This window comes from Rugosimonospora africana (genome assembly GCF_016862975.1).
In the GTDB taxonomy this organism is placed as follows: Bacteria; Actinomycetota; Actinomycetes; order Mycobacteriales; family Micromonosporaceae; genus Rugosimonospora; species Rugosimonospora africana.
Map to the genome: position 1 here is coordinate 1 of NZ_BONZ01000118.1, position 24,797 is coordinate 24,797.

Annotated in this window: 19 protein-coding genes and 2 pseudogenes; 15 read left to right on the forward strand and 6 right to left on the reverse strand. The window is 67.6% G+C overall.

What is annotated here, in order from left to right; translation table 11 throughout:
- Nucleotides 1–492: 492 nt before the first annotated feature.
- Nucleotides 493–816: pseudogene (locus Raf01_RS46310) on the forward strand (helix-turn-helix domain-containing protein); the annotation flags it as partial.
- A gap of 184 nt (nt 817–1,000) precedes the next feature.
- A complete protein-coding gene (locus Raf01_RS46315) occupies nt 1,001–1,195 on the forward strand; it encodes a hypothetical protein (RefSeq protein ID WP_203924557.1) in 195 nt (64 codons plus the stop codon).
- Between the two features lie 304 nt (nt 1,196–1,499).
- On the opposite strand, the pseudogene Raf01_RS46320 reads toward Raf01_RS46315, so the two are convergent.
- Nucleotides 1,500–1,799 (reverse strand): annotated as a pseudogene (locus Raf01_RS46320) (DDE-type integrase/transposase/recombinase); the annotation flags it as partial.
- Between the two features lie 298 nt (nt 1,800–2,097).
- On the opposite strand from Raf01_RS46320, the gene Raf01_RS46325 reads away from it, so the two are divergent.
- The 6 genes from Raf01_RS46325 to Raf01_RS46350 all read left to right on the forward strand — a co-directional run bounded on the left by Raf01_RS46325 (nt 2,098) and on the right by Raf01_RS46350 (nt 11,675).
- Nucleotides 2,098–2,820, forward strand: coding sequence for an IclR family transcriptional regulator (locus Raf01_RS46325; RefSeq protein WP_203924558.1), 723 nt, complete (start codon nt 2,098–2,100; stop codon nt 2,818–2,820).
- Nucleotides 2,821–2,922: 102 nt separating this feature from the next.
- Nucleotides 2,923–3,222: a hypothetical protein gene (locus Raf01_RS46330; RefSeq protein WP_203924559.1), complete on the forward strand. Its 300-nt coding sequence runs from the start codon at nt 2,923–2,925 to the stop codon at nt 3,220–3,222.
- A 502-nt stretch (nt 3,223–3,724) separates the two neighbouring features.
- Nucleotides 3,725–5,914, forward strand: a complete 2,190-nt coding sequence (locus Raf01_RS46335) for a hypothetical protein (protein WP_203924560.1) — start codon at nt 3,725–3,727, stop codon at nt 5,912–5,914.
- Between the two features lie 2 nt (nt 5,915–5,916).
- Nucleotides 5,917–8,880: an ATP-binding protein gene (locus Raf01_RS46340; RefSeq protein ID WP_203924561.1), complete on the forward strand. Its 2,964-nt coding sequence runs from the start codon at nt 5,917–5,919 to the stop codon at nt 8,878–8,880.
- Entirely contained in the window at nt 8,877–9,068 is a 192-nt protein-coding gene (locus Raf01_RS46345) for a hypothetical protein (protein ID WP_203924562.1), read from the forward strand. The genes Raf01_RS46340 and Raf01_RS46345 overlap by 4 nt, the downstream gene beginning before the upstream one ends.
- Before the next feature lie 903 nt (nt 9,069–9,971).
- Nucleotides 9,972–11,675, forward strand: a complete 1,704-nt coding sequence (locus Raf01_RS46350; protein WP_203924563.1) for a hypothetical protein — start codon at nt 9,972–9,974, stop codon at nt 11,673–11,675.
- A gap of 473 nt (nt 11,676–12,148) precedes the next feature.
- Here the strand turns inward: Raf01_RS46350 and Raf01_RS46355 are convergent, their stop codons facing one another.
- Complete coding sequence (locus Raf01_RS46355; RefSeq protein ID WP_203924564.1) at nt 12,149–13,117, reverse strand: DUF5937 family protein; 969 nt, start codon at nt 13,115–13,117, stop codon at nt 12,149–12,151.
- A 90-nt stretch (nt 13,118–13,207) separates the two neighbouring features.
- Between Raf01_RS46355 and Raf01_RS46360 the strand changes: the two genes are divergently transcribed.
- Nucleotides 13,208–14,020 carry an alpha/beta fold hydrolase gene (locus Raf01_RS46360; protein WP_203924565.1) on the forward strand — a complete coding sequence of 271 codons (813 nt, stop codon included), beginning with the start codon at nt 13,208–13,210 and terminating at the stop codon, nt 14,018–14,020.
- Between the two features lie 399 nt (nt 14,021–14,419).
- Nucleotides 14,420–15,049 carry a choice-of-anchor C family protein gene (locus Raf01_RS46365; protein WP_203924566.1) on the forward strand — a complete coding sequence of 210 codons (630 nt, stop codon included), beginning with the start codon at nt 14,420–14,422 and terminating at the stop codon, nt 15,047–15,049.
- Nucleotides 15,050–15,640: 591 nt separating this feature from the next.
- Here Raf01_RS46365 and Raf01_RS46370 read toward each other — a convergent pair.
- From Raf01_RS46370 to Raf01_RS46380, 3 genes are all read right to left on the reverse strand, one after another.
- Nucleotides 15,641–16,111, reverse strand: coding sequence for a DinB family protein (locus Raf01_RS46370; RefSeq protein WP_239134527.1), 471 nt, complete (start codon nt 16,109–16,111; stop codon nt 15,641–15,643).
- A gap of 982 nt (nt 16,112–17,093) precedes the next feature.
- Nucleotides 17,094–17,282 carry a hypothetical protein gene (locus tag Raf01_RS46375; RefSeq protein ID WP_203924567.1) on the reverse strand — a complete coding sequence of 63 codons (189 nt, stop codon included), beginning with the start codon at nt 17,280–17,282 and terminating at the stop codon, nt 17,094–17,096.
- Nucleotides 17,279–18,502, reverse strand: a complete 1,224-nt coding sequence (locus Raf01_RS46380; RefSeq protein ID WP_203924568.1) for an NAD(P)/FAD-dependent oxidoreductase — start codon at nt 18,500–18,502, stop codon at nt 17,279–17,281. The genes Raf01_RS46375 and Raf01_RS46380 overlap by 4 nt, the downstream gene beginning before the upstream one ends.
- A gap of 278 nt (nt 18,503–18,780) precedes the next feature.
- On the opposite strand from Raf01_RS46380, the gene Raf01_RS46385 reads away from it, so the two are divergent.
- Nucleotides 18,781–19,761 (forward strand): RNA polymerase sigma-70 factor, encoded by a 981-nt coding sequence (locus Raf01_RS46385; protein ID WP_203924569.1) that lies wholly within the window; start codon nt 18,781–18,783, stop codon nt 19,759–19,761.
- Nucleotides 19,762–20,047: 286 nt separating this feature from the next.
- Nucleotides 20,048–21,604: an FAD-dependent monooxygenase gene (locus tag Raf01_RS46390; RefSeq protein WP_203924570.1), complete on the forward strand. Its 1,557-nt coding sequence runs from the start codon at nt 20,048–20,050 to the stop codon at nt 21,602–21,604.
- Nucleotides 21,605–21,868: 264 nt separating this feature from the next.
- Here Raf01_RS46390 and Raf01_RS46395 read toward each other — a convergent pair whose 3' ends face one another.
- Nucleotides 21,869–22,201, reverse strand: a complete 333-nt coding sequence (locus tag Raf01_RS46395; protein ID WP_203924571.1) for a hypothetical protein — start codon at nt 22,199–22,201, stop codon at nt 21,869–21,871.
- A gap of 160 nt (nt 22,202–22,361) precedes the next feature.
- Here Raf01_RS46395 and Raf01_RS46400 point away from each other — a divergent pair, with 160 nt between their 5' ends.
- The 3 genes from Raf01_RS46400 to Raf01_RS46410 all read left to right on the forward strand — a co-directional run bounded on the left by Raf01_RS46400 (nt 22,362) and on the right by Raf01_RS46410 (nt 24,789).
- Nucleotides 22,362–22,865, forward strand: coding sequence for a SigE family RNA polymerase sigma factor (locus Raf01_RS46400; RefSeq protein WP_203924572.1), 504 nt, complete (start codon nt 22,362–22,364; stop codon nt 22,863–22,865).
- Nucleotides 22,855–24,261, forward strand: coding sequence for a hypothetical protein (locus Raf01_RS46405; protein WP_203924573.1), 1,407 nt, complete (start codon nt 22,855–22,857; stop codon nt 24,259–24,261). Before Raf01_RS46400 ends, Raf01_RS46405 begins: the two co-directional genes overlap by 11 nt.
- A gap of 144 nt (nt 24,262–24,405) precedes the next feature.
- Nucleotides 24,406–24,789 (forward strand): hypothetical protein, encoded by a 384-nt coding sequence (locus tag Raf01_RS46410; protein ID WP_203924574.1) that lies wholly within the window; start codon nt 24,406–24,408, stop codon nt 24,787–24,789.
- Nucleotides 24,790–24,797 lie beyond the last annotated feature (8 nt).

The window sequence follows — 24,797 nt, forward strand, 5'->3', positions numbered from 1 at the left end:
CCGATCGTGTGCTCACTAGAGTGCACTGAAAGGTAACGGACTGGAGTCGGTCAGCGCCGCGATCCACACCAGGTCTCGACCTGTCCAGCCGAGCGAAGGAGCCTTCGGAGCCGTAGGGCTCCATCACCGCCGCAGACGTATCCCGGACCGTCCGGTATCGGGATGTCTGCGCCGGAAAGGATTTCGACGCTGGATACGCTGTCGAGATCCTCGCCCAGCATGGCGGCCAAGTGGAGCGGCGGCCCGAGTTCGAACCCGCCCAATCTCGCTCCGCCGCCCAGTTCGACGACAGGTGCAGAACCCGTCAACTTGAGCATCGCGAATCTGATTTCGACGAATTGGCTGATGCCACCGATGCGTCCGGTACGTATCACGGGTCGGTACGACCTGACCACACTCTGACGAGCACACAGTCACTGTCACGCAGGTCCTGAGACCGGACAGTTGTCCGGTCTCAGGACCTGCGTGACACTCCGCCGAATGCTGGTGGAGTTGACCGTGACTGAACAGCGTTATCGGGCCGTGTTGAAGGTCCAGGCCGGGGTGCCGGTGACTGAGGTCGCCGAGCGGTTCGGGGTGTCACGGCAGGCAGTGCATCGCTGGGTGCGTCGGTATCGCGACGAAGGTTGGGACGGGTTGGTTGACCGGTCGCATCGACCCCACGCCCATCCGGCTCAGGTCAGTCCCGAGGTGGAGGCAGCGATCTGCGAGCTGCGCAGGAACCATCCGCGGTGGGGTCAGCGGCGTCTGCACCTCGAGTTGGCATCATGCGAGCCGGAGATACCTGCCCCGGGTCTGGCAGGAGTTCGTTCAAGATTCTGGAATCCGCCGAAGCCGACAAGCCACTCGTCTACAGCGAAGGCCTGACCGGACGTGTGTTCCGGAAAGGACCGGATGATCTTCGGAATTTATCACGCCATGGTCGAAGAACTTCGGGGATCGGCTGCTAGCACTGTTTGCACTGCTGGCAGTTGCTCTAGCCGCTGAGAAGGAGTTGCCGTTGACCAACCCACGTGCTGGAAAGTCGAATGTGCAGTCGGGTCATGAGGACCCACCGAAGCTGCCAATCCGCTGGGCCGTGATCCTGCTCGCGGCCGGGTTCACCGCGTACCTGGGGCACAGGTACGCGGGACCGATTCAGGCTGGCACTGCCGCCATCGCGGTGACCACCCTGCTCCACACCATCCTGCCGTAACTAGTGTCGACCGGCCGCGCTCGCCTCAGGGCGCGGCCGGCGTAGACGTCGACGCGCCATCGGCCGCCACTGGCTGCGAACGTTCCGAGCATCCTTTTCGCGACGCGGGTTAGCTCGCGGCAGCCCAGCACTTCGTATGCGATGCCAGCGTTCGGAGCTCTCGTCAAGGACGGCCCAGATAGACAGGCGCGGCGTCGGTGACCACCTCGCTGGGTGTCACCCTCAACGTCGATCACGCCCAGCGGAGAAACCTTCACGCCCCGTCAACGTCGCGGCGGGCCGAGCCCAGCACGTCGATGACCTACCCGTACTGATCAACCGCCCGGTACACCTACCGCCAGACTCCGTCGACTTTGACGTAGGTTTCGTCGACGTGCCACCTATCGCCTGGTGTATGACGGCAGAACCGTGCGGCGTCGGCCAGCAGCAGCGTGAATCGCCGCACCCACCGGTAGACGCTGATGTGGTCGGCCTCGACGCGGCGCTCGACCAGTAGCTCCTCAACATCTCGGTAGGACAGATTGAACCGCAGATACCAGCCGACCGCGACCACGATCACCTCGGTGGGGAACCAGAACCCGGCGAACGCCGACCTCGGCGGCAGCCACGGGCGCGGACGACTCGACCACTTCACAGCCCAAGCCTGCCTCGATCACGCCAACGCTCAACGCAACGGAGCCGTAGGAGGACCATCAGGGCCCTGGATTCTGCTTCGGGGGATGACTGTTGATGGCTGGGACGGCGCCGGGGGCAACAGCTACCCCGTTGCAGTTCGAAATCTGACACCCGCGGACTCAGGTGGATGGCTATGATTTCGCCACACGGCTGGTCGATAGCGTGTCTCCCGAAAAAGGAGACAGAGGCCGGGCGTTCTCAGCGTGGGCCGTCGAGGGCGGGTTCGCATGGGAGTGACGGAGCAGGCTGGGCCGGTCCCAGGCCGTGGCGTACTTGCCGGGGCGTTTCGGGTACTGGATGCGTTGTCGGCGGTCCCTGACGGCGCCGGGTTGTCGGAGGTGAGCCGACGGTCGGGGCTGGCGAAAGCCACCACCTACCGGCTGTTGGAGCAGCTTGTCGCGGCGGGTGCGGTCCAACGCTGTGGACAGCGGTATCTGATCGGGCAGGTGATCGCCCGATTGGCCGAGTCCTGGCGGCCGGACCCGGCCTTGCGGCAGGCCGCGCTGGCACCGGTACGGGCCTTGGCGACGCTGTCCGGCTGCGCCGTGGCAGTCACCGTACTACACGGCGACAGACTGGCCGTTGTCGCCGGTGCCCGGGGCTCGGTGGGGGAACTGCCACGGGCACCGGTGGACGCTGACCTTGCCAGCTGTACCGCCGCAGGTCAGACGCTGCTGGCCGCACTGCCCAACCGCGATCGGCCGGATGCGTTGTCCGCGCCACAGTGGCGCCGGTTGCGCGCCTTGGTTCGCGGGGACTCCCCGGTGGTGGTGGACCATCAGGACGTGGTGCCTGGGATCTGTTGCGTGGCCACCCCAATATCGTTGGGGATTGATGCGATTCCCGCATCGATCAGCGTCATAAAGGTCGGCCGGTCCGTGCCGGCGGGGCTGCCCGACCTGGTCCACCGCGCCGCTGCCCAGGTCACCCGGAACTTCCCGGTCCGCTGACCGGACCGACGCCTTGTGAGACGCCACGGGCGCAGCCGATAGTGGCGTATGCGTGAGCGAGTCTCCGCTCGGCTGATCCCTCTCATCTCAAGGAGCCCCGCCGTGCAACCGTGGCAGACCAACCAGCAGGCACAGCAGGCCAGCCAGCAGGCACAGCGAACCAGCCAGCGGCTCAGCCAGCAGGCACAGCAGACCAGCCAGCGGATGTCCGACCTGGCCGGGCGCAACGCGCAGCGGACGCACGACATGCAGCGGCAGTCGTTCCAGCGCATGACGTGGCAGCCACGCCAGCGCACCTCGTCGCACGGTATCGGATACCGTGCCGTGGCGACACTGGTCAAGCTCGCATTCCTCGCGGGCATCCTGTACGCCGGCTATGCCATCTTCGAACACTGGCGATGAGCACGCACAGCGCGCCTTTCCGGAGGCTGGCATGACGGCCGGGACCGACCGGGAAAGCTGGCGGCGTCACGTCGCCGACGTTCCGGTCAGTGGTGGCCCGGCGAGGTCGACACCGCCACCGAAGCGGCGGTGGCCGCTATCGGCGCTGATTTTGCAGCGGCGAACGCCGCGGAAAAGGCGGCCGGCAAACGTTTCCGTGCCGGCAACGCCAAGGGGCCCACTGCGCTTTGGCATGGCTGGTCGCGGTGACCCAGGCCGTTACGAGCGCGATGTTGTTGCGGTGTAGGCGTGATATGAGCTACCTCCACGATCGGGCATGCGTTGGTTCGGGATATAGGCGGTCGCACCAACTCGGCAGATACGTCAATCCAGTCGACCATGCCTGGACCGTGCCGGCGCCCACCCTTCTGTCGTAGGCACCACGCCGCCGTTCGTTGTATCTGCCCGGCGTGTATTCGCCTCCTTCGCGCTTACGACCACGAGCTGTACGGAGATCATGATCGTGAACGGAACCGACCGAATGAGCTGGCGCCAGCACTTCGCCGACATCCTCCTCAGCGGTGACAAGGCGGAGGTGGAGGCGGCCACGGATGCCGCGCTCGCGGCGTTGGCCAGGGGCGGGGACAGGGCGGCTGCGAACGCTGCCGGGAAGGCCGCCGCCAAGCGGTACCGGGAGTCCCGCGGCGCCGCCGGGGTCGCAGGCGGCTTCGCCGACCATTCTCGGGCCTCCCCGGGCGGCGGGTTCACCGCCTCGGACCGGGCAGGGGGGCCTGGCCCGGCGACCGGCAGCGCGCAGCCGAGCCCGTCCGCTAATGCCCTCGACTGGCCTCGGCAACTGGCGCCACGCCTGTTCGACCTGCCCGCGCGATGGGGCTGGCAAGCTGCACCCCTAGCGGCCCGCGCGGCGACGCACGTCGAACTGCCTCCGCCCCGTCCGCAGTGGGTCGAGCCGCCGCACCCGGACACCGGGGCGCTGCGGGCGACCCGGACGCGGGCGGTCACCAGGTTGACCTGGCGGTTGGCGTTCACCGTGGTACTCGTCGGAGCCTTTACCACTTACCGCTTCGCCATCGAGGAACAGGTCGCCGGGTTCGGTTCCTCGGCCGGCCGGGTGTATAGCCTTGTGGTCCTGGTGGCTGCCGGGCTCCTCGCGCTCGGGGTGGTCCGCTCATTGGCCGCGCTCAACCACGCCAACCGCAACATCAGGGACTTCGAGCGGCCGTACCTGACCATGCGTACCCAGGAGCGGCAACGGCACGACGCGGCGTTGCGAGAATGGGACGAGGCCGTACGCCGGCATGCCGCCGCAGCGCAGGAAGCCGAGCGGGCAGCGGCCTCCGGCGCGAGCGGTCCGCGGTGGTATCCAGTTCGCCCAGTCAGCCAACCGATCCGCATCGACGTGCTAGGCGGCGACATCTGGCGGCACGGCTGGGCCAGCCTCCTGGTCACGTTCGGGACATCGGTGCTGACCACAGGCCAGCAGGTGACCGTACTCGACCTGACCGGACAGGACGTCGCAGGAGGCCTGGTAGCTGTCGCCGCGGCCAGTGGCCGGCGTACCCGCTGGACAGCGCTGTCCGACGAGGGCAGCGATCTGGACCTACTGGCCGGGGTACCCCGGCGCGAATTACCCGAGTGCCTGGCGGTTGCGTTGCTCGGCCGCCCGTCCAGCCCCGCCGGAGGCGACCAGCGCCAGGAACGCGCCCTGGCCTCTGACGTCTTGACCCGGGTGGTGCGATCCCTCGACCCGCCGCTGACGTTCGCCCGGCTCGCCGGGGCGGTCGGGGTGCTGCGCCAGAGCAGCGGCGACGGCGTGCTGACCACCGACGAGGTGACCCGCCTCGCCGGCCAGGTCGCCGACCTCGACCGGACCGAATGGGCCACCCGGCACCTCGGGTTCCTCGCCAACCAGCTGGACGTCCTCGCCCGTTACGGTCGCCCCTCCGGCGGCCTTCCGCTGTGGACGGACGACCCGGTGTCGGTCATTGCCACGCCCGGCGACCGGGATGACCACAAGGAGCTCCTCGATCGGATGCTCGTTCAGCTGGCCCAGATTGCCATGCAGCAGCGCGGCCCGCTGTCCGGGGTCCTAGCGGTGGCCGGCGCGGACCATCTCGGTGGCAAGCTGTTGCGGATCCTGTCCGACCACGCCCGGATAGCCGGCGTTCGGCTGATCTTGATGATCGACCAGCCACAGGACGACCTGGAGAAGGCCGCCGGCACCGGCGGCGCGGTCTGCCTGATGAAGATGTACAACCATCGCGACGCGGCGGTCGCCGCGGAGTTCATCGGCCGGGGCCACAAATTCGTGGTCAACCAGGTGACCCGGCAGGTGAGCAAGTCGTTCAGCGACGGCGGCAACGACAACTTCGGTGCCAGCACCGGACAGAGCGGCAGCCGCAAGCAGTGGCGGTCCGGCCTGGCCGGCCGGCCAACCGGCCTATCGGACAACCGTGGGCACACCTGGAGTGCGAGCCGCACCTGGCAGACCGGCGACACCGTCGGTACGACGACCGGATCGCAACGAGTGTACGAGTTCGAGGTCGAACCACGGGAGATCATGGGTATGCCGGAGACGGCGTTCATCCTGGTCGACAACTCCAGCGCCGGTCGCCGAGTGGTCATGGCTGATGCCAACCCGGGCATCTGCCTGCTAGACCGGGTCGCGTCCACGCCGATCGAGGGCTCCTGACGATGCATAACTGGCAGGACTTTCGCTTCCTGGAACTGGCTCAGGTGCCCAAGGCGGAGGACGAGGGAGACCCGGACCGGCGCAGGCAGGAGCAGGACCGGGCGGGCATGCTCGCCGCGTCCCTGATCGGCTCGCATGCCGGGCTGCTGGCCACCGGCCGGTCCGGGCCGATGCTGCTTGCCGCATGGATTCGGGCACCGTGGGACCGCCGTCTGCACGTCCTGCTAGGTGGCCGGCCGTTCTTCCCGCCCGCGGGTGAGCCGACCGATTCGACGGGCATGGACGGCCTGCGGCCAGTGCTCTACCCGCCCGGGGCGCTCGGCCATGATGTGGCGGCTCACCATGTGGCCAAGCTACTGGACCAGTTTCCGCACTGGGTCAAGTGTGCCGGGCGGGCAGACGTGCTGTGGCTGCCGAACCCCGCCAAACCGCAGCCGAATCCGGGCCGCCGAGCTTCGTTCTACCGGTACGCGGCGCACCTGGAGGTCCCGTACGCGTGGCTTCTCATCGCCGAACCGCTGAGGCCGCAGGACCTGAAGCCGGAACTGGACCGGCTGGTCAACGAGATCCTTCCTCTGTCGCGGGCCGAGGTAGGCGAGGCCAACCGGATCGCGCTAGAGCGCAAGCAGGCCCGGTACCGCGAGCTCAGCCGGGCCCAGGCGGGCAGTGCCTGGCGGGTACGCGTGCTGGCAGGCGGCGGTTCGCCGGGCGACGCCGCGGCCACGGCAGCGATCCTCTGCGCGGCGAGCGACCTGGACGGCCTGCCATACACCCTGGCCCCGTCCGGCGCCCCAACCAGTCTCGCCACGGCCCTCACAGCCGAGGCGCACGACGGGTACGACAGCCACGCACCCTTCGTGGCCGGCACCGAACTTCTGGCCGCGCTGACCCGCCCGCCCGAGCACGAGCTGCCCGGCCTGCGGGTGGCGGAACCGCACCGCTTCGACGTCACACCGGAGACCACCGCCGCCGCCGGGCTCAATCTCGGTTCGGTACTGGATCAGGGTTACGTCGAGGCGGGTGAGCTGGTGCTCGGCCGCAGCACGCTGAACCGCCATACCTTCGTCTGCGGCGCGACCGGCGCCGGCAAGTCACACACCATCCGGCACCTGCTGGTCGAGGCGACGAGGACAGGACTGTCGTGGCTCGCGGTCGAACCGGCCAAGGCCGAGTACGCGCAACTGGCCACACCAGTCGCGGCGCTGGGCAGTGGCGTGGTGGTGATCCGGCCCGGCGATCCTGACCAACCGCCGGCCGGCCTCAACCCACTGGAGCCGGCCCCGGGGTTCGCCCTGCAGACCCACGCGGACCTGCTCCGCGCCTTGTTCCTGGCGGCGTTCGAGGCGCAGGAGCCGTTCCCGCAGATTCTGTCGGCGGCACTGACCCGTTGCTACGAGGAACTGGGCTGGGATCTGAGCATCGGGCAGCCGATCCGGCCCGGACACCGGCCGCGCTACCCGACCCTGGCCGACCTGCAGCGGGTCGCGTCCATCGTCGTTGACGAGATCGGCTACGGCCAGGAGATCGCGGACAACGTGCACGGCTTCATCTCGGTCCGTCTGGGCAGCCTTCGGCTGGGCACCACCGGCCGGTTCTTCGAAGGCGGACACCCCATCGACTTCGGTGAGCTGCGCCGGCGCAACGTGGTCCTGGAAATCGAGGACGTCGGCGACGACGCGGACAAGGCGTTCCTGATGGGTGCGGTCCTGATGCGACTGTCCGAGCAGCTACGGGTCGCCGCGCGCAAAGCCGGCCCGGCCGCCGCCAGCGAGCAGGGCCTGGAGCACCTGACGGTGATCGAGGAGGCACACCGGCTGCTCCGCCGCTCTGAGCCGGGCTCGAACGGGCCGGCGGCCCAGGCGGTGGAGATGTTCGCCTCGCTGCTGGCCGAGGTGCGCGCCTACGGCGAAGGGCTGATCGTGGCTGAGCAGATCCCGGCCAAGCTGACACCAGACGTCATCAAGAACACTGCCGCGAAGATCGTGCACCGGCTACCGGCGCAGGACGACCGGGAAAGCGTCGGCGCCACCATGAACGTGGACAAGTTCCAGTCCCGCTACCTGGTCACGCTCAAGCCAGGCGAAGGCGCCGTCTTCACCGACGGCATGGACCATCCGGTCCTGGTACGCGTGCCGCGAGGCCCTTCCCTGCCGACCGGCAGTGACGTGGCCGGAGCCGGACCAGCGCCGATCGCCGCCCTCATCGGTCGGCGCAGCCCCACCTGCGGGACCGACTGCGCCGCCAACGCCTGCACCCTGCGCCAAATCCGAACCGCCCAGCACCTGCTCACCGCGCAGCCGTGGCTGATGGTCTGGGCCGAGCTGACGGTCCTCGCCCACCTGGCAGGCTACGACACGCCCGCCGTCACCGCGGATCATCTCCGCGCCTTGTCCGCGATCGCAGTGCCCGCACGGGTGCTGGACTGTGCAATCTCGCACGCGATCGACGGCGCCGTGGCGGTGCGCTCCGCCCTGCTCCAGGCCGACGTGTCCCCGCTCGACCTGGCCACGCACTGCTGCGCTGTCCTTCGCACGGCGCTGACCGGGGCCGCACCGGCCGAGGTCTGCGCCAGCGACGACCTGGGCTACCTCGCGGAGACGTACAGGTGGGAGAAGGTCCGCGACGCGCTGCTCGCCAGCGACCCTGACGGCGGCCCGCACCCGGACACCGCCGGGTGGGAGCGGCAGTACGGTCGCCCGCTCCCGGGCGAAACCATCGACCAGCAGCTGGCCCTGGTGGAGCGTTGGCGCAACGTCGACCTCGACGATCCGCAGGCTCGCGACGCGGTCGCCTTCGGCACCCGCCGGCCATCCGCGCTCGAAGCGGCGATCGGCGTCCCGGCCGGGGACGACCGCTTCGGGGCTCACCTCGCCGACGCGCTCGCGCCGTTCCCGGCCGGTGGCTGGGCGCGGATCCACCTGCTGCCGGCCGACGTGCTTTTGAAGGAAGACGAAGGTGTCGCGTGAACCAGCTCGAACGACCGGGACCCCCGAAGGACAACGTGGTGGAGCTGAAGAACAAGGCCGAGGCGGAGCGGCACAGACAGGGAACGCTGATTGGGCTCGAGCCGCCGCTGAGTCACCACTGGACTGAAAAGTACGACGAGAGCCGGCACGGTCAAGACCGGCACGGCAACCCACAGGCGGAGGAGTAGGGTGAACGAGGTCCGCGCCAACACTGCCGATGCACCCGACAAGCGCCCGGCCGGGCCACCGCCGGACCAGCGGGCAGCGGCCCGGGGTGCCTGGAACGACAGCTACGACGCCAGCCGTCGCAGCGGGCAGCCCAGGGAGCAGCAGTCGAAGCCGCGCGAGGCCGACCGGGCTCACCCGAATCAATCGGCCGGGCGCCCAATGCTCAACTTCGCCATACACGGCCCTGAGCCGCGAGTGCTGCCCGGTTCGCACAGGGTGGACCAGGGAAAGCCGCCAGGAGTCGCCTCGCGCCCCGACCGTGATCCTCGCTCAACAAGCGGCACCGCCGGCCGCTCCTCCGACTCGGGATCCGGCCGCGTCGCGGACAAAGTCCAGGCGCGTCAGCCGGCGGGTCCTCCTCTCGATGTGCATACCGACGACCGACACGAGCGGGCGAAGGAGAAGGACCAGAAGAAGGACCACCCACCGAGCTACGGGGCCTTCCGGAGGGATCCGTGGCTGCACGACAAGGGACCGCACATTCGACCCGGCGGACAGGAGCAGCACCGGCCGAACCAGGACAAGACCCCCCGACCCGAGCACAAACCCGGCGCAGCCGAGCACAAACCTGGCCCAGCGGAACACAAGCTCCGCGCACCCGAACGAAAACCCGGCCCGCCCGAGCGCAACCCCGGCACAGCCGAACACAAACCCGGCGTGCCGGGCGGCCTGCCATCGCGGGAAGGCGGGCGCGACCGGCAGCACTCCATGCCCGACAATGCTCAGCGATCCGAGCAGACACCAGGCCGGGAGACCCCGAAGCCGTCGCGGCCTTCCGAGATGTGGCAACGCCTGCACGACCTTCACCGGTCGGGTGCGCTCCCGCCGGTCCACGACCGGAAGGAACGGGACAAGCCCACCCGATGAACGAGACACAATGCACCGCAGATAAGCAGCAGGCTCCGTCAGAGGCCGCGGCGAGACGGACCGACGCGGCGTCGCAGGCGCAGCGGGAGGCATGGGACAGTGCCTACGACGGGAGCCGCCACACCGACCCCGTCGTGCCCACCGAGATGCGGGGGGCCCTGTCGCAGTCGCCCGTCTACCGGCTGCAGGCGGCGCTGGAGGACAAGGGGATCAACCCAGCAACGATCGAAAAGTTCCGCGATGTCCTCCGGGCGAATCCGCAGCTGTACGACCAGCTGGGCGGAACCCCGTCGGGCGCCGCGCTGGTGCGAGACTTCGCCCACGTGGGAAAGGTACCGGCGGAGCGGTACCTGCCGCCGTCCAAGGAGGTTGACACGCTTATCCACAAGGCGCTGGGCCGCCTGCCGGGTGAGTACATATCGCAGCGCGACCTCGACCGGCTGACCGAACGGATCGCGTTCGAGGAAAAGTCGCTCACCGCGCGCGGGTTGTCCACCGCGGACATCTCCAGCATGGGTCGCTACCTGCACGACACCACCGGCCGGCGTCCGGAGGACACGGCAACGGATCCATTGGTATACGCCGGAGACGGCGACATCGTGCGGGAAAGCAACTACGCGCAGTACGAACGGATGAGGCAGCTCAGCGGCGCGGCGGAGGCGCCGATCGTGTACGGTGCGGCGCGCCTCTTGGGCTTGAGCCACGACCAGGCCGTCGCCATCGGCAAGGTCTCGAACCTGGTCTTCGAGATGGCAGGCGCCATGGTGCCGCATATGTACGAGCAACGCGCGCAGCGGGATGCGGCTGCCACGACCCACACCGAACCGCCCGGGATCGTGCGCCACGCCGCCGAACCGGTCGGAGGCCGGGACGTCCCTGCGGCGGGACGGCCGGTGCAAACCGGCCTGCCAGGGGCCACCAGGTCGATGCGAGCCGAGCCGCCGGAAAGCACCGGCCGGGGCGGGATCGTCCGCAACAGCGACCAGTACCGGCCGGCGGACGCGGCAGGCCCAATTCGGCCGGGCACCAGCGACCATCCCCTGCCATCCGACGCACGCCTATTGGAGGCCAACCACAATCCGCACAGCCAGAGGGACACGTCGTCGCCGCACGCCGTCGGCGACCGCCAGCCGGTTGCGCGTAGCGGCCGGCCGGCCCCCCGCGCGACCAGCCCGGCGGGGAAGGAGCGCCCGCTGCGCGAGTACGAGGCAATGGCCCGCAAGCTGCGCGACACGAAGGTGGACCTGGAGAACATCGCGTCGCGGATCGAGAACGTCACCGAGCGGGGCAACCCGAAGGAGTGGGCTGCTGCGAAGGCCGCGAGCGACGCGTACCGCGCGTCGGTGCGGGTCGAGGGCCGAGAGGTGGCCGCCCGGGAAGCCGGCGTCACCTATCACGAGGCGATCGGCTCGGCGGGCCCGGGCGAGGGAGCGGACTTCCGCAGGCCCGACGGGAGCCTCCACGAAGTGAAGACGCACACCGTGGCTAGGCTTGAAGTGTTCATCATCGATCAGGCCAATCTGCAGATGCTCGCCTATCTGCTGAAGGACCTTCACGAGCACGGCCTCGCTCGTAACGGCACTGTGGAGCACGTGTTCATCAAGCCGGAAACCAAGTCGTCACCGATGCGGGTCGTCCGGGTGACCGTCGACCCATTGCAGGGCCGCAACATTGCCGACCTCGTCAAGAAAAAGCGATGAGCCGCCGACCGCCACCGCGCCTTGTGCCTGTGCGGTGAGCGACGGGCAACTCAGTCCGCTCAGTGGGGAGCGACTTCATCGCCTCGAACACCTGGAGCCCGATCCAGACACTGACGGTCACGACGCGCTTCTCCAAACAGGAAGAGGTCAAAAGTCTGCTGCCACCGGGCGGTTACTGGCGACCTCGTGCTGCCAATCTGCTGCCCCATCGACGATCCCCGATTACCGCATCGCCGGGGCGTCGACAGCCGAGCCTCGCCTATCGGAGGCGTTGCGTGACATGCCCCCGCGTCAAGTCCCGCTTCGATCAGATGTTCAGGGCTTCGCCGCTGTCGAGGTCGTTGAATCAGTCGGGTGGCTGGATCCCGCCCGCAGCTCGCGGTTCACTGCGTTGCCGGCCGCTTTGCCGCTCCCTCAGAAGGGCGAACGTGTCGGTGTGGCAGTGGCTTCTGGCGGCTGGGGCACCGTCCAGGTCAGCGTTGCGGTTGGTTGGCAACGAGGGCATCGCTTGTGCGGGTTCGGTGGTAGAGCACCAAGCGGCCGACGCGGGAGCGGGTGACCAGGCCGCATTCGAGGAGTACACCCAGGTGCTGGCTGACCGCGCCGGGGGTGATCGACATGCGGCGGGCAAGGGCGCTGGTGGTGGCGGGTTCTGTCAGGGCGATGAGCAGGCTGGCGCGGGTTCGCCCGATGAGGGCAGCAAGTGCGACGGGTGCCAACGGGGTGCCGTTCTCCCACAGGGTGGCGATTCCGCGGGCCGGGTAAGTGAGGGTCGGCTGGTACGGGTCGATCATCTTCCGGACTGCGGGCCAGCACATGACGCTGGGCTCCAAGACAAGTCCCTGTCCGGACAGGGCGGCGGCGTGGTGGTGCCGGTCGGCGGCAGAGACTCGGTCACCGTGCCATTTCACGGTTGCGTGTAAGTCCTCGAACAGCAACCGAGCTCCGCCGGCTGCCAGGCGCTGGGAACGCCAGAGCACGTCCGCTTCGAGCACGGCGCGGATCCGCGGCCAATGTTCGGCCAGCGCCACGCTCCAGTACGCCTGAAGCGTGTCGGCGATGCGGTGGGCGGCACCTGCTGGATCTTTCTGGATCCGCTGCCAGATCGGTGCGGCGGTGCCGACCATATCGGCCGCTTCACGCGCTAGCTGATCGGGGGGCGTGTGTCGCACCGCCGCCAATTCGTCGTCCAGATCCGGTAGCGGTGAGGTCGGTGGCGGGGTGAGGAAGTCGGCGGTGTCGCCGTGGATCGGGACGAGAGCGAACAGCTCGGCCAGATCGAGGCCGGCCAGTAGTGGACGTGTGGCCTTTGTCCAGGGCAGGTGCAACGAGTGTCGGGCCGGCGCGCGTAGCACGATGAGGCTGCGTACCAGCTCTCCGAGCGGGGAGAACGCGAGCCTGATCCGCGCTACGTCGTCTGGGGTGAATTTCCACTCGATCAACCGGGCAACCTCACCTTTTAGGGATATCTAAAAGCCTCGCGCGATAGGCCGCCACCGTCCAGGGTCAGGCGTGGCAGAGGAGGGAACCGGATGAGCGCGGTGACGTCAAGGGATGGCACCTCGATTGCGTACGACCGCACCGGGCGGGGACCGGCGCTTATTCTGATCGGCGGCAGCCGTGAGGACAACGCAAGCCTCGCGGCGGCCCTCGCCGAGCACTTCACGGTGTACAACTACGACCAGCGTGGCTACGGCGCCAGCGGCGACACGCAGCCCTACGCCGTCGCCCGGGAGATCGAGGATATTGATGCTCTCATCGCCGAGGCCGGCGGTAGGGCACACGTGTATGGCGTCTCCGCTGGCGGCGCGCTCGCGTTGGAGGCGGCAGCGGCCGGTAGTGCGCTCGACCGGATCGCGGTGTACGAAGTGCCGTATGGTCTCGCCGAGAGCCCGGATCGGTGGCGCGAGTACGTCGAGACGATCACGGACCTACTTGGGCAGGGGCGCCGGGGTGACGTGTTCGCGTTGTTCATGCGCACGGCTGGCTCGTCCGACGAGGATATCGCGGCGGCGAGGAACTCTCCGATGTGGCCCGCTTGCCAGGCGATCGCTCACACGCGCGCCTACGGGGCAGCGTGCTTGAGTGATGGGCAGCCACCGACAGGCCGGCTGAGTAAGATCACCCAGCCGACACTCGTACTCACCGGCACAAAGCTCGACCGCCACATGACCCGGCTACGCCCAGACGTTTTCCAGAAGGCCGCCGACGCGATAGCGGCGAGCATCCCACACGCGAAACGTCAGACACTCCACGGCCAGACCCACATGGTCGACGCACACGTACTCGCTGCGGCGCTCGTACGGTTCTTCACCTACGGTCTGTCTCAAAGTCGTGTTTGTTGACTTGTCTGACAGCGTCCTTCTCGGACGTCCCTGCCACCGCACCCGCCGGGGTGTGGTGGTGGGGTTCCCCCGTCGTTTCGTGTTACCGCAGCTTCCAGTGCGCAAACAAGGTATGCGACCGCTTCGGAACCCCCTCAGCAATCCCCGTGCACGCTCATCACTGCGTTCCAGTCGCTTGCACTTCCTCCTCGCCCAGCGCATCAGATGGCCATCCATGAGGACGCAACCAGAACACATACAGCGCTGCCCGCTGCCCGGCGGACAGCGCCTGCCGCCCCTCTGACGCATGGCCGACACGCGAGTTAGGCTGCCGGTTCTGTAACGACTTGGGAACTTCTCGTAATGTTAGCGATGGCCATCGATAGATGATCAACTGGCGAAGAACGGTGGGTGTCACGCATGGGACTACACGCAACCTGGGCACGTCGAATCCTCTTCGGTGCCGGGATGATGGTGGCGGTGGCGGGGCTTGTCGGGGCCACCACCTCCTCGCCCGCCGTGGCCGGTGGTCCGATTCTCCGTGAAGGGTTCGAGACGCCCGTCGTGGCCAGTGGCTACGTCCGGCTGCCGGCCGGTACGCAGGTCGGTCAGTTCACCGTGACCCGCGGCAACGTCGACCTGGTCGCCAACGACCTGTGGCAAGCCAGCGAAGGCAGGCAGAGTCTCGACCTAGCCGGCGACACGCAGGGCGCGATCACCAGGACCTTCGGCACCGTGCCGCTGATCACCTACCGGGTCACCTACGCGCTGGCGGGCAACCCGAACTCGACGCCCGTCGTCAAGACCACCGAGACCAGCGTGAACGGCCAGGTTGTACAGCAGGCGAGCTTCGACACCACAGGTACGACCGACACCGATATGGGGTACGTCCACCACACCTTCTACTTCCTCACCACAGCGTCGTCGGTCACCCTCGAATTCGCCAGCACGACGGTGCCGGCGCCATTCGGACCGGTCATCGACGACATCCGCGTGGACAGCTGCCTGCTCGTACTCTGCCCGCCAATCCACGCCATCTCCGTCCGGTAGCGCTTCCAGCTGACCCCATCACACATCCAGGTGCGGCTCCCACATGGCATACGCCCTGCGGGTCGTCGCACGATATGGACGAGCACAGCAGACAATCAAGATGACACATCTCCGCTTCGTCGAGCACTTCTCCAGACAGGAAGAGGTCAAAATCCTGCTCCCAGTTTGCTCCCACCCGTAACCAGCAACGACTCCGTCGACCCTTTCCCCAGCCTCGATCATCAGTTACCTGACCTCGTACGATATGAAGCCGTTCAGCGCCGTTCGCGGACGTTGAGCGCAGTTGTGTCAGCGAACGTCCGCCAAGCCCGTGACCAGCACCAACACGAGGCACACCAGGTCAGGCCGGACCGTTCATGGCCGATGCCAGCCGTTCGCGGCCGTTAGGCGCCGTTGCGAGCGACCCTGTGCTCCCAATCTGCTCCCCCACCAATGACCACCGATCACCCGCGTCACCTTGTCCCTCCAGCAGCTGCCGCCCGATCTACCTCCGGCCTTGCCGTGAACGTCACCGTTTCCGGCTACATGTGGCACGGCGTCGCATCGACCGCTGTGACCACCCCGCTCGCGCGTGTCCCCCAGCAACGAGGCTCAGCGTGCAGCGGTGATTTGTTCTCGGAGGATGTCGCCATGGCCGGCGTGGCGAGCGAACTCCTCGATCAGGAGCAGGTAGATAAACCGGAGACTGACATCGCCAGTGCGGGGGTGCGTCTTGGTGTCGTCGAGTTGGAAGTCAGCGGCGATCCAGCGGGAACGCTCGCTGGCGCGCTCGAATTCGGCGATCACGTCGGTCAGCGTTTCACCGTCGGCGACCACGAAACTGCCGTCGTCAGGGGCGGCGTAGCCGTCGCATTCGGATTCGTCCAGGCCGAGCAGGATGCGTTGGAACCAGCGGCGCTCGGCGAAGGCGGCGTGTTTGATCAACCCGATCGGTGTGGTCAGTGAGGCGACCAGGCGCCGCCGTGCATCAGCCTCGGACAGTCCTCGCACGGTGTCGATGAGTGCTTGCCGGTTGCGGTCGAGCATGTGCTCCAACATGAGGCGCTCTGGCCCGGTGGTCATTCGGGGCATTATCCACATTGGTCGTTCGGGCCTTCCAGGTTGAAGGGACATTTGACGGCTCCGGACCGTGGGCGCGTGTTCGAGCAGCATGGGTTCGATCGGACAGTAGTCACCTCGATCGCCGAGGAGAACGCCGATGACAATGGTGCCGGAGGCCCGCGAAGATGTAGGCGATGCAACACCGCGCCGCAAACGCTTTTCCGGCCCTTGTCAGACGGTCCTCGGGGAATACTTTCCAGAGCCGAGGAGATCCGGATCGACGACAAGGATAACGTCCAAGCTGGTGCCCGTGTCAACCGCCGCGACCCGGTCATAGATCGCCGTGCCGGCCAGTCTGCGCGGGAGCGCGGCCGTAGCAGCACTGCGACCCACCATCTCGACTGCACCGAACTCCCACCCACTCCACTTTCGCGATTGCCTCGAACATTCGTTCGTCAAAGGTTCGCGCTGAACGTGGCAGAAGCGGGCCGCACGGTCCCTTCGAGGTGGACGTGCAGTTCAATCCTCGGAGTCACGGCACCGAGTCAACCGCATGCGGGTGGACACTGCGTCCCGCGGCAGCGGCCGGCAGGTACAGCCAGGTCGTCGTGCCAGGCTCGCGGCGCAGGGTCGACGGCTTCCTGGAGGCGCGTGGCAGCGCCGCCTGCAGGGCCGCCCAGCCCAGGCCAGCGCTGTTTTCGCGGGGCGACGGACTCAGCGAACCCGCCGGCTGACACGGTTCGGAACCTCTCTGGCCAGGTTCGCGGTCCGCGCGATCCGGTGGTGCACGCCGCACAGCAAGCGGATCTGCAGCACCATCTCGGCCAAGAAGGCGCGGCGCGGCGATTGGTTCCAGGTGCGGTGCAGCAGTCGCTTGTTGAGGGCAAGTGCGTCCGGCGAGCGGGTGATGAGTTGGCCATTTCGGCGTCCTTGCGCGGGTCGTCGGATCCCTCGGTGATGAGGCCGTACTCGAATGCTTGCCGGCCGTCGAAGATCTCCGCGGTCAGACCCAGCAGGCGTGCTGGAACAGGTTCATCTTCTGGCCCGGCAGTTTCCGCCCGGTAAGGACGAATGCCGCGGCCGACCTGCCGACGGACGTGAAGTCCAGACCCGCGCAGAACGCGTTGCCCGCGCCGGGGAGGATGAGGTTCACGTAACCCACCCCGTCGCGGACTTCCAGCAGCACGCTCATGACGGCACGTTGCTCATAGTGGAGTTCCCAGTGATTCGGCTGTCCAGGGTGCCGCTCTCGACGAAGCGGAGGTGGCGCCGCCGGGCGACGAGCGGTCCCGTGTGGCGAAACAGCATCTTTGCGCTGTTCAGGACCATGTTCTTGTAGGTGATCGCCTTACGCCCGGTCAGTATCCGGTTCTTCGGGCTCTCGTCGGCGTTGAAGAATTGCACGAGTCCGTGCCTACGACCCAGACTGATGCACTCGTGGAAGTAGCGATACCTGAATGGTTTGGGTTCGCGGCCGGCGAGACGGGCCGCGACGATGCCAGCCACCTGCGGGCCGGTAAACCCGCCGGAGCGACAGCCCATCGGCAGTTGTTCTCCCCAGGATCCTGCGACCGCGGCTGCGTCCCCGATGACGTAGACGTTCGGGTGGGTGATCGAGCGAAGGGTCGCATCGACAAGCGCGCGATCGTGCGAGTTCACAGCCAGACCGGCCGCTCGAGCGAGAGTCGGCACACTGAACCCGCCGGCCCAGATTGACAGGCTGAACGGCAGATGTCGCCCGTCAGCCAGGACGAGCGCCTCGGGCTCGACGTGGTCGACGTCTACCCCGGTAACGACACGAATCCGAAGCTGGGTCAAGGTCTCGTCCAGGTACGTTCGCGCCTTCGGTGAGAGCCATCCGCCGGGTGTGCCACGGCTGATCAGCTGGACCTTCAGGCTTGGGAAGGCCTCGGCGACCTCGGTCGCCGTCTCGATCCCGGTCAGTCCCCCGCCACACACTGCTACGGTGCCGCCCTCTCGCGCAAGACCCGTCAGCCGCTCATGCAGGTCCAGCGCAGACGAGGAGCCCATGAGCGTGTAGCAGTGTTCGGCGACGCCGGGCACTGAGGTGACGTCGATGTTGCTGCCGAGCGCGTAGATCAGGGTCTGATAGCCCACCCTGCGCTGCCGTCCGCGCTCGTCGACCGTCACCAAGTGGCGGGCTTGGAGGTCAATGTTGGTGACCGAGGCGACGACCAGTCGCACCCGGGAGCCGCGCAGATAATCAGCTAGCGCGATCTGTTTGATGGGCTGTCCCACGGCCAACTGGTGTAGGCGGGGCCGTTCAACGAATGTTGGAAAAGCCGAGACGAGAGTGACGCTGACCTCATCCTTACGTACTTGACGAGCCAGGCGCTTCACCGCCGGCAGACCGGCGTACCCGGCCCCGATAACGACTACGTTGTGAGCCATTGCGCTCCCCTTCCTCGGCGCTGGACGCTGCTACCGTCGTGAGGTAGCCGCCCGCTAAGACGAGATGCGGACCCGTGCTGTGACAGCCCGCCGGGACCTGCCGACCTAGCGCACCGACCTCTGGGGGGTTGGGTTGATCAAGCGATCCCGGGCGACGGCACGACATGCTGAGCGCTGCGGAGAGTCCTGTCGGACGCGATGCCCGTCGGCAAAAGTCGGTGTCACAGATTCCGGTGGTATCTCGTCCTGAGGGAAGGCGTCACGGATGGATGGCTGTCATGACTAGGGCAACAGATACCGAAGCGGACGATTTCATGCAGCTCCGTCCGCTGTTGTTCTCGCTGGCCTACCGGATGACCGGGAGCGTGGCCGACTCGGAGGACATCCTGTCTGAGGCGTACCTGCGGCTGCGCCGCGCACAGCAGAGGTGTACACCCATCGACTCGCTCAGGACGTACCTGTCCGCTGTGGTAACCCGTCTGAGCATCGATCACCTACGGTCCGCACGCATACGCCGCGAGTCCTACTTCGGAACATGGCTGCCCGAGCCGTTAGTCGACGCCACCGAGTCGGAGTTCAACCGTGTGGAGCTGGCGGACTCGCTGTCCATGGCGTTCCTGGTTCTGTTGGAGACCCTCACGCCGGCAGAGCGGGCGGCGTTCCTACTCCACGACGTGTTCGAATACGACTACCCCGGCATTGCCGTAATAGTTGACAAGACCGAATCCAACTGTCGGCAACTGGTGACCCGCGCCCGGCGTCAAATCGCCACCCGCCGCCCGCGCTTCGACGCCGCCAAGCAACAGCGTGACGAGCTCGCGCGGAGGTTCTTCGCCGCCGTCGAGAGCGGCGACATGAAGCCGCTCATCCAGATGCTCTCGGCAGACGTCGTCGCCTACGGCGACGGGGGAGGCAGGGGTCCGTCACTGCCCCGGCCGATCAACGGTCGCGACAAGGTCGTTCGGCTGCTCACCGCCATCAGCGAGGCGATACGCCAATTCGACTTGCACCTTGAGCATGCCCACGTGAATGGACAGCCAGGCGCGCTCATGAAGGACGAACAGGGACGACTCCTCAACGTCTTCGAACTCGACATCTTCGACGGCACGGTTCAAGTAGTTCGGTCTGTGGTCAACCCCGACAAACTCCAGCACCTAGCACCACTGATCGGACCGGACCACCCCTTACGACGCGGAGGCCCTCGCGTCCTACCGAACCGCGCTCGCACCGACCCGATCAGCAGGAACCCGGAGGACTGATGGTGAGCACCCGGGATGCGCAACCTGCGCCCGCTCGCGGCCAGCAACTACCACCTGTCGAGGCCAGACCCATACCAGCCGCTGGCGAGAAGGAACGTGACGAACCAGACGATCACCGTAGGTCCACCTCGGCGGGAACCAACGAAACCCGGACAGGTGTTCTGACATTTGACTTATGGCCGGGATCGGCCTGTCGCCGGCCGCTGGCCGGGCGGTGCCGACCGCGCTGTCGATGATGGGTTGGCCGGCGTCGGCTTAGCTTTATCGAGTGGAGCGGGGGCAGCGGGTGGCAAGGAATCGAAGCGACGCCGATGTTGACGTCCTGGTCGCCGGATGCGGACCGGTTGGTGGAGTTCTGGCCGCGTTGCTCGGTGTTCACCGTACCCGGGTGGCGGTGATCGACCCGCACGTGGCGCCCTATCCCCGGCCACGGGCTGCCGCCCTCGACGCCGAGGTGATGCGGATTCTCGTCAGGGTCCCGGGCCTGGCCGACGTCGGAAAGTGGGCCGTAGGGGTGCGCCGCTCACGGGTGCTCGGGCCCGACCACCGACCGTTGTTCACCGTGGATATACCGGATGGTAGGCCCGGTCCGCTGCCGGGCGCGCTGATCGACCAACCGGGCTTGGAGAAGGCGCTGCGGGCCGGCCTGTCCATACTATCCAACGTCGAGCTACGTACCGGCCGGTCGGTGGTCGCGGTCGAACAGGATGACGACCACGTCGACGTCACTCTCGACAACGGCGACCGGGTTCGGGCCAGATGGCTCGTCGGTTGTGACGGCGCCTCCAGTACGGTCCGCACGCTGCTCGGCGTGCCGTACGAAGGGGTGAGCTTCCCCGAGCCGTGGCTGGTCGTCGACGCGACAATCAACGGAAACGTAGATGCGGTCCCCACATTGTCGTACGTGTTGGATCCGAGGCGTCCCCTGGTGACCATGTCACGTCCGGGCGCCTACCGCTGGGAGTGGATGATGTTGCCGGGTGAGGATCCCGCCCGGATGGTCGACGAGGCGATCGTGCGGGAACTGGTCGGCGCCTGGGTGGACCCGGACACAATACGGGTGCAACGTGCCGCGGTGTTCACGTTCCACGCCCGCGCGGCGTCGCAGTGGCGCAGGGGACGGGTTCTGCTGGCCGGGGACGCTGCGCATTCCATGCCGCCGTTCGTCGGGCAGGGGCTAGGCAGCGGTATCCGTGATGCCGCGAATCTCGCCTGGCGACTGGCCGAGGTGGTCCAAGGGCTAGACGGCAACGCACTGCTCGACGGGTACGAGTATGAGCGGGCTCCCGACGTGAGGGCGATGACCACGATGGCGCTACGAACGGGCCGTGTCGTGCAGACCCGCAATCGTGTGAGCTCGGCGCTGCTGCGCGCGGTGCTGCGTACCGCCGGTGCGGTGCCCGGTGTGGAGCTGTCTGTTGGCCGCCGGGCGCAGCCTGCGCGGCGCCTCCCGCGGGGTACGGCCGGCCCGCATCCCGGCGCGGGTCGACTCCTGCCCGACGCTAGGGTGCGTATACCCAGCGGTGACGTGGTCCGGCTCGACGACCTCGTGGACAACCGCTGGGCGGTCATCGGTTACGGCGGTGACCCGCGGATCCACCTGGACGCGGGCACCCGCGAGTGGGCGGTGGCGCGCCGGGCGGTGATCCTGGCGATCGCGACGCCAGGGCAGCAGACAACCGCTGAAGCCGGTTGCACGGTGATCGAGCGTGTCGATGGCGCACTCCCCGCGCCGCGGCGACCTGCCGTCACCATCGTGCGGCCGGACCGATTCCTGCACGGCACCATCCCGGCGCCACTGAACGCCGCACGGCGTGCCTCGACCGAGTCCGGAGCGCGTTAGCGCATCCGCCTGGTGCCCAGGGTTGCCCAATGGGCGAAGGCTCTCGGGCATACGAAGACGCGCGCCTCGACGGCATCTTCCCAGCGCGCAACAAGGTGCGCCGCCGCGTCACCTGCTACACCAACCGGTCCGGGCAAGGCCCACGTCCCCGACGGTGTAGACGCGGATGATGTGCTGGGATCCGTTGCGTCTTGGGACCGGGGACGTGTCGAACCCGACCGGGCGGACGCCGGCGGTACCGGCACCAGGTCGATTGCCATAGCGTCAGGCCCGCGCCGTTCCGGCGGAGTACATCTTCCAAGGGATCCCGGTGCTGGGGATCTCGAAGTTGAACTGGCACGGGATGACCGCCGATGATCTCCAGCCGGCGTTCGGCAGGATCATGGAGCCGAGCCCGCCCGGTTCGCCAGCGGCCCAGGACTTCAACACAGTCAGGCAGTCGGTGCGCAGCGATGATCGGCAGGCGCCGCCGACCGGGTGACGGGCAACAACCACATATCTGCCCCTGGGCCGCGGATCACCGAGCAGTACAAAAAGCTGCTCGCCCACATCGAGCGCGCCAAGATCGAGATCACCTTGAACAAGAAGGGCGAACATAAGGGCGTGAGGTCGGAGCAGGTTGCGCCGAGGGTCTCGGCCCCACCGTTCCACGCCCGCCCACCGTGGCACCTCCCGCGCTTCACTCCAATCTTCGGACTCAACCTTTCCGTCCGAACGGTGGTCTTATGAGTGACTGGACCGATGTGGAGGAAGCGGGATGCCCGACGACGAGTTGCGAGACTTCGTCCGCGTCCGGTACCTGGATCTGCTGCGCATGGCGTACTTGCTGACCGGTTCGTGGCCCGGCGCCGAGGATCTGGTCCAGAGCGTGCTGGTCAAGGTAATGGGTCGCTGGTCGCGCATCGACGATCCGATGGCGTACCTGCGCCGCGCGATGGTCAACCAGCAGTCGAGCGTATGGCACCGGCTACGTGCCGAGGTGCTGACCGCTCGCCTCCCGGAGCGCCCGGTGGCTGGCGACGTGAGTGAGGAGGCGGCCCAGCGCGACGAACTGATGCGCGCCCTGGCCACGCTGCCCCCGCGTACCCGGGCGGTGGTGGTGCTGCGCTACTGGGAGGACCTCTCGGAGGCCGAGACCGCCCAGATCCTCGGGTGCTCAGTCGGGGCGGTCAAGAGCCAGGGTTCTCGGGGTCTGGCACAGCTTCGGACCGCGCTGCGGCCAAGGAAAACATTTGTAGGAGGACCTTCCGATGGTCGATGACGACGTGCTGGACGGCGACGTGTTCGGGGCCGACGTGCACCGAGCCTTCGCTGCGGTGCTGACGAACGCGCGGATGGAGCCCGACCCGTACGGGCGGATGGTACGCCGGGCTCGCACTCGCCGGCTGGTCAGGCGTGCCGCAACAGGAGGGCTGGTCGCCGCACTCGCCACCACGGCGGTCGCGGTGTCGCTGACCGTACCGGGCGACCGACCCGAACCCGCCGGACCGCAGACCGGCACGCCGGGCATGGCCATAGACTCGGACTGGGCGCGTCGTCTCATCGCATCGCCACCGCGCGGATCGCTGAGCGGCGACACGGCATACATGCGGGCGTTGGCGAAGGCCGTCGACCGGCGGCGGCACTCCTGGAACGTCTGGTCCGACCTCGACCAGGTGAGCATTCTCTACGCCGGCGACGTCGGCACGTCCCGCGTCGCCCTGGTCGCACTGCACAACAGGGAACGGGCAATCGCGGTGTGGCTCGGCGCGCCGCGGGCCGCGTCCGCGGACACACTCGCCGCGCAGTCACTCATCGTTTCGGACCGGCTCGAGCCGTTCGAGCGGGGAACCTACTCGGGCCTCCCGTACCACGACACGCAGGACATCACGTACCTCGTGGGGGTCGCGCCCGCGGGCTGCGTGATCGATACCGCCAGCGACGCTCAGCATCAGCAGTGGCGTCCGACATCCACCGGCTCGTACGTTGCCCAGACGCAGCCGACCACCGCGGACTGGTGGCGCGTCACCTGCGACGGCACGGTTCACTACCAGGGGCCAGCCAAAGGGACCTCCTCGATGATCTCGCTGCCCCAGGTTTCCGACACCCAGCTGGACGCGGCGCTGGCCGGCGCCCGTGGCACTGCCGATCGGAGCATCGCCCGGTACGCGACAAGGACCCTCGCGGCACCCGACCAGCACGGTCGACAGACCACGGGCACGCCGCGCGTGCTCTGGGGCGGCACCACCCCGGGTTCGAACGATCCCGCGGTGCTCGCGGCGGTACCGGTGACCGGCGGCTGGGAGGTGCTGTTCGACTACTCCAACGGACAGGCGGGCACGAACGATCTCCAGTCCGCCTTCGGCGTCAGCACCCGAGTGGCACTGGACGATCCATCCAGCCTCTACGCCCTGCGGCTGGCCAACCGTACGAACTCCGATCCATCCGGTAACGTCCTGGTCCTCGCCCCCCGGCAGGCCGCCACGGTGGTATCGATCGCCAGCGACGGCAAGGAGGAATCTCGGGCAACACTCACGCAGGGGACCGGCTGGATCGTAGCGTCGAACTCGGCCGTCCTACGGGCGCTGGACTCCTCCGGCAGGCAGATCGCCTCGTACCAGCTCGACTCGAAGTCCGACCTGCTTCCCGTCGCACGACCGGCAATCGACACCTGGTGACAACGGCCCCTTGACCACACCACCGCTGGCGCATCTGAGCGCGGTCACACGCGGGCTGCTGGCCGCTTCACCGTCAGGCAGGGGTGAACGAGACGTGTACCTCTGGGGCCGTGACCACCGATCCGCAGACCCGGACTGCCCGCAATGTACGGCATCAGCCACGGCCAGCCCGGAGTGCTCGGGGCGTCATGGATGATGAAAAACGTGATCACCATCGTCACAGACGAGTGGGCAGAGTTGTATCTGCAGCAGGTCAAAGGCGTCAAACCGGCGGATCCGCTGCTCGTCGAGGTCCGCACCCTTGTCTGGGACGGGGGCAGAATGGCCGCGCTGCGGCATGTGCGTCAGCGGGCTCCGCGGATGAGCCTGCAGGACGTCAAGGCGTACGTCGAGGCGATACGTAAGGGAAATGAGCCCTCGGAGCACTTGGCAAGTCTCACGCGGGAGCAACCGAAAGGGCCGCCATTGCTCGGGATCAAGACGCTCGCCGGTCCTTGTGACGAGAACCGCGAGCCTAAGAGCTCCTAACAGAATTG

Bases quoted from the DNA above. Each gene is read 5' to 3' on its own strand.
- Raf01_RS46325 (WP_203924558.1), top strand. From the start codon at position 2,098: ATGGGAGTGACGGAGCAGGCTGGGCCGGTCCCAGGCCGTGGCGTACTT.
- Raf01_RS46340 (WP_203924561.1), top strand. From the start codon at position 5,917: ATGCATAACTGGCAGGACTTTCGCTTCCTGGAACTGGCTCAGGTGCCC.
- Raf01_RS46350 (WP_203924563.1), top strand. From the start codon at position 9,972: ATGAACGAGACACAATGCACCGCAGATAAGCAGCAGGCTCCGTCAGAG.
- Raf01_RS46360 (WP_203924565.1), top strand. From the start codon at position 13,208: ATGAGCGCGGTGACGTCAAGGGATGGCACCTCGATTGCGTACGACCGC.
- Raf01_RS46365 (WP_203924566.1), top strand. From the start codon at position 14,420: ATGGGACTACACGCAACCTGGGCACGTCGAATCCTCTTCGGTGCCGGG.
- Raf01_RS46370 (WP_239134527.1), bottom strand. From the start codon at position 16,111: ATGACCACCGGGCCAGAGCGCCTCATGTTGGAGCACATGCTCGACCGC.
- Raf01_RS46375 (WP_203924567.1), bottom strand. From the start codon at position 17,282: ATGAGCGTGCTGCTGGAAGTCCGCGACGGGGTGGGTTACGTGAACCTC.
- Raf01_RS46380 (WP_203924568.1), bottom strand. From the start codon at position 18,502: ATGGCTCACAACGTAGTCGTTATCGGGGCCGGGTACGCCGGTCTGCCG.
- Raf01_RS46385 (WP_203924569.1), top strand. From the start codon at position 18,781: ATGACTAGGGCAACAGATACCGAAGCGGACGATTTCATGCAGCTCCGT.
- Raf01_RS46395 (WP_203924571.1), bottom strand. From the start codon at position 22,201: ATGTTCGCCCTTCTTGTTCAAGGTGATCTCGATCTTGGCGCGCTCGAT.
- Raf01_RS46400 (WP_203924572.1), top strand. From the start codon at position 22,362: ATGCCCGACGACGAGTTGCGAGACTTCGTCCGCGTCCGGTACCTGGAT.
- Raf01_RS46405 (WP_203924573.1), top strand. From the start codon at position 22,855: ATGGTCGATGACGACGTGCTGGACGGCGACGTGTTCGGGGCCGACGTG.
- Raf01_RS46410 (WP_203924574.1), top strand. From the start codon at position 24,406: ATGTACGGCATCAGCCACGGCCAGCCCGGAGTGCTCGGGGCGTCATGG.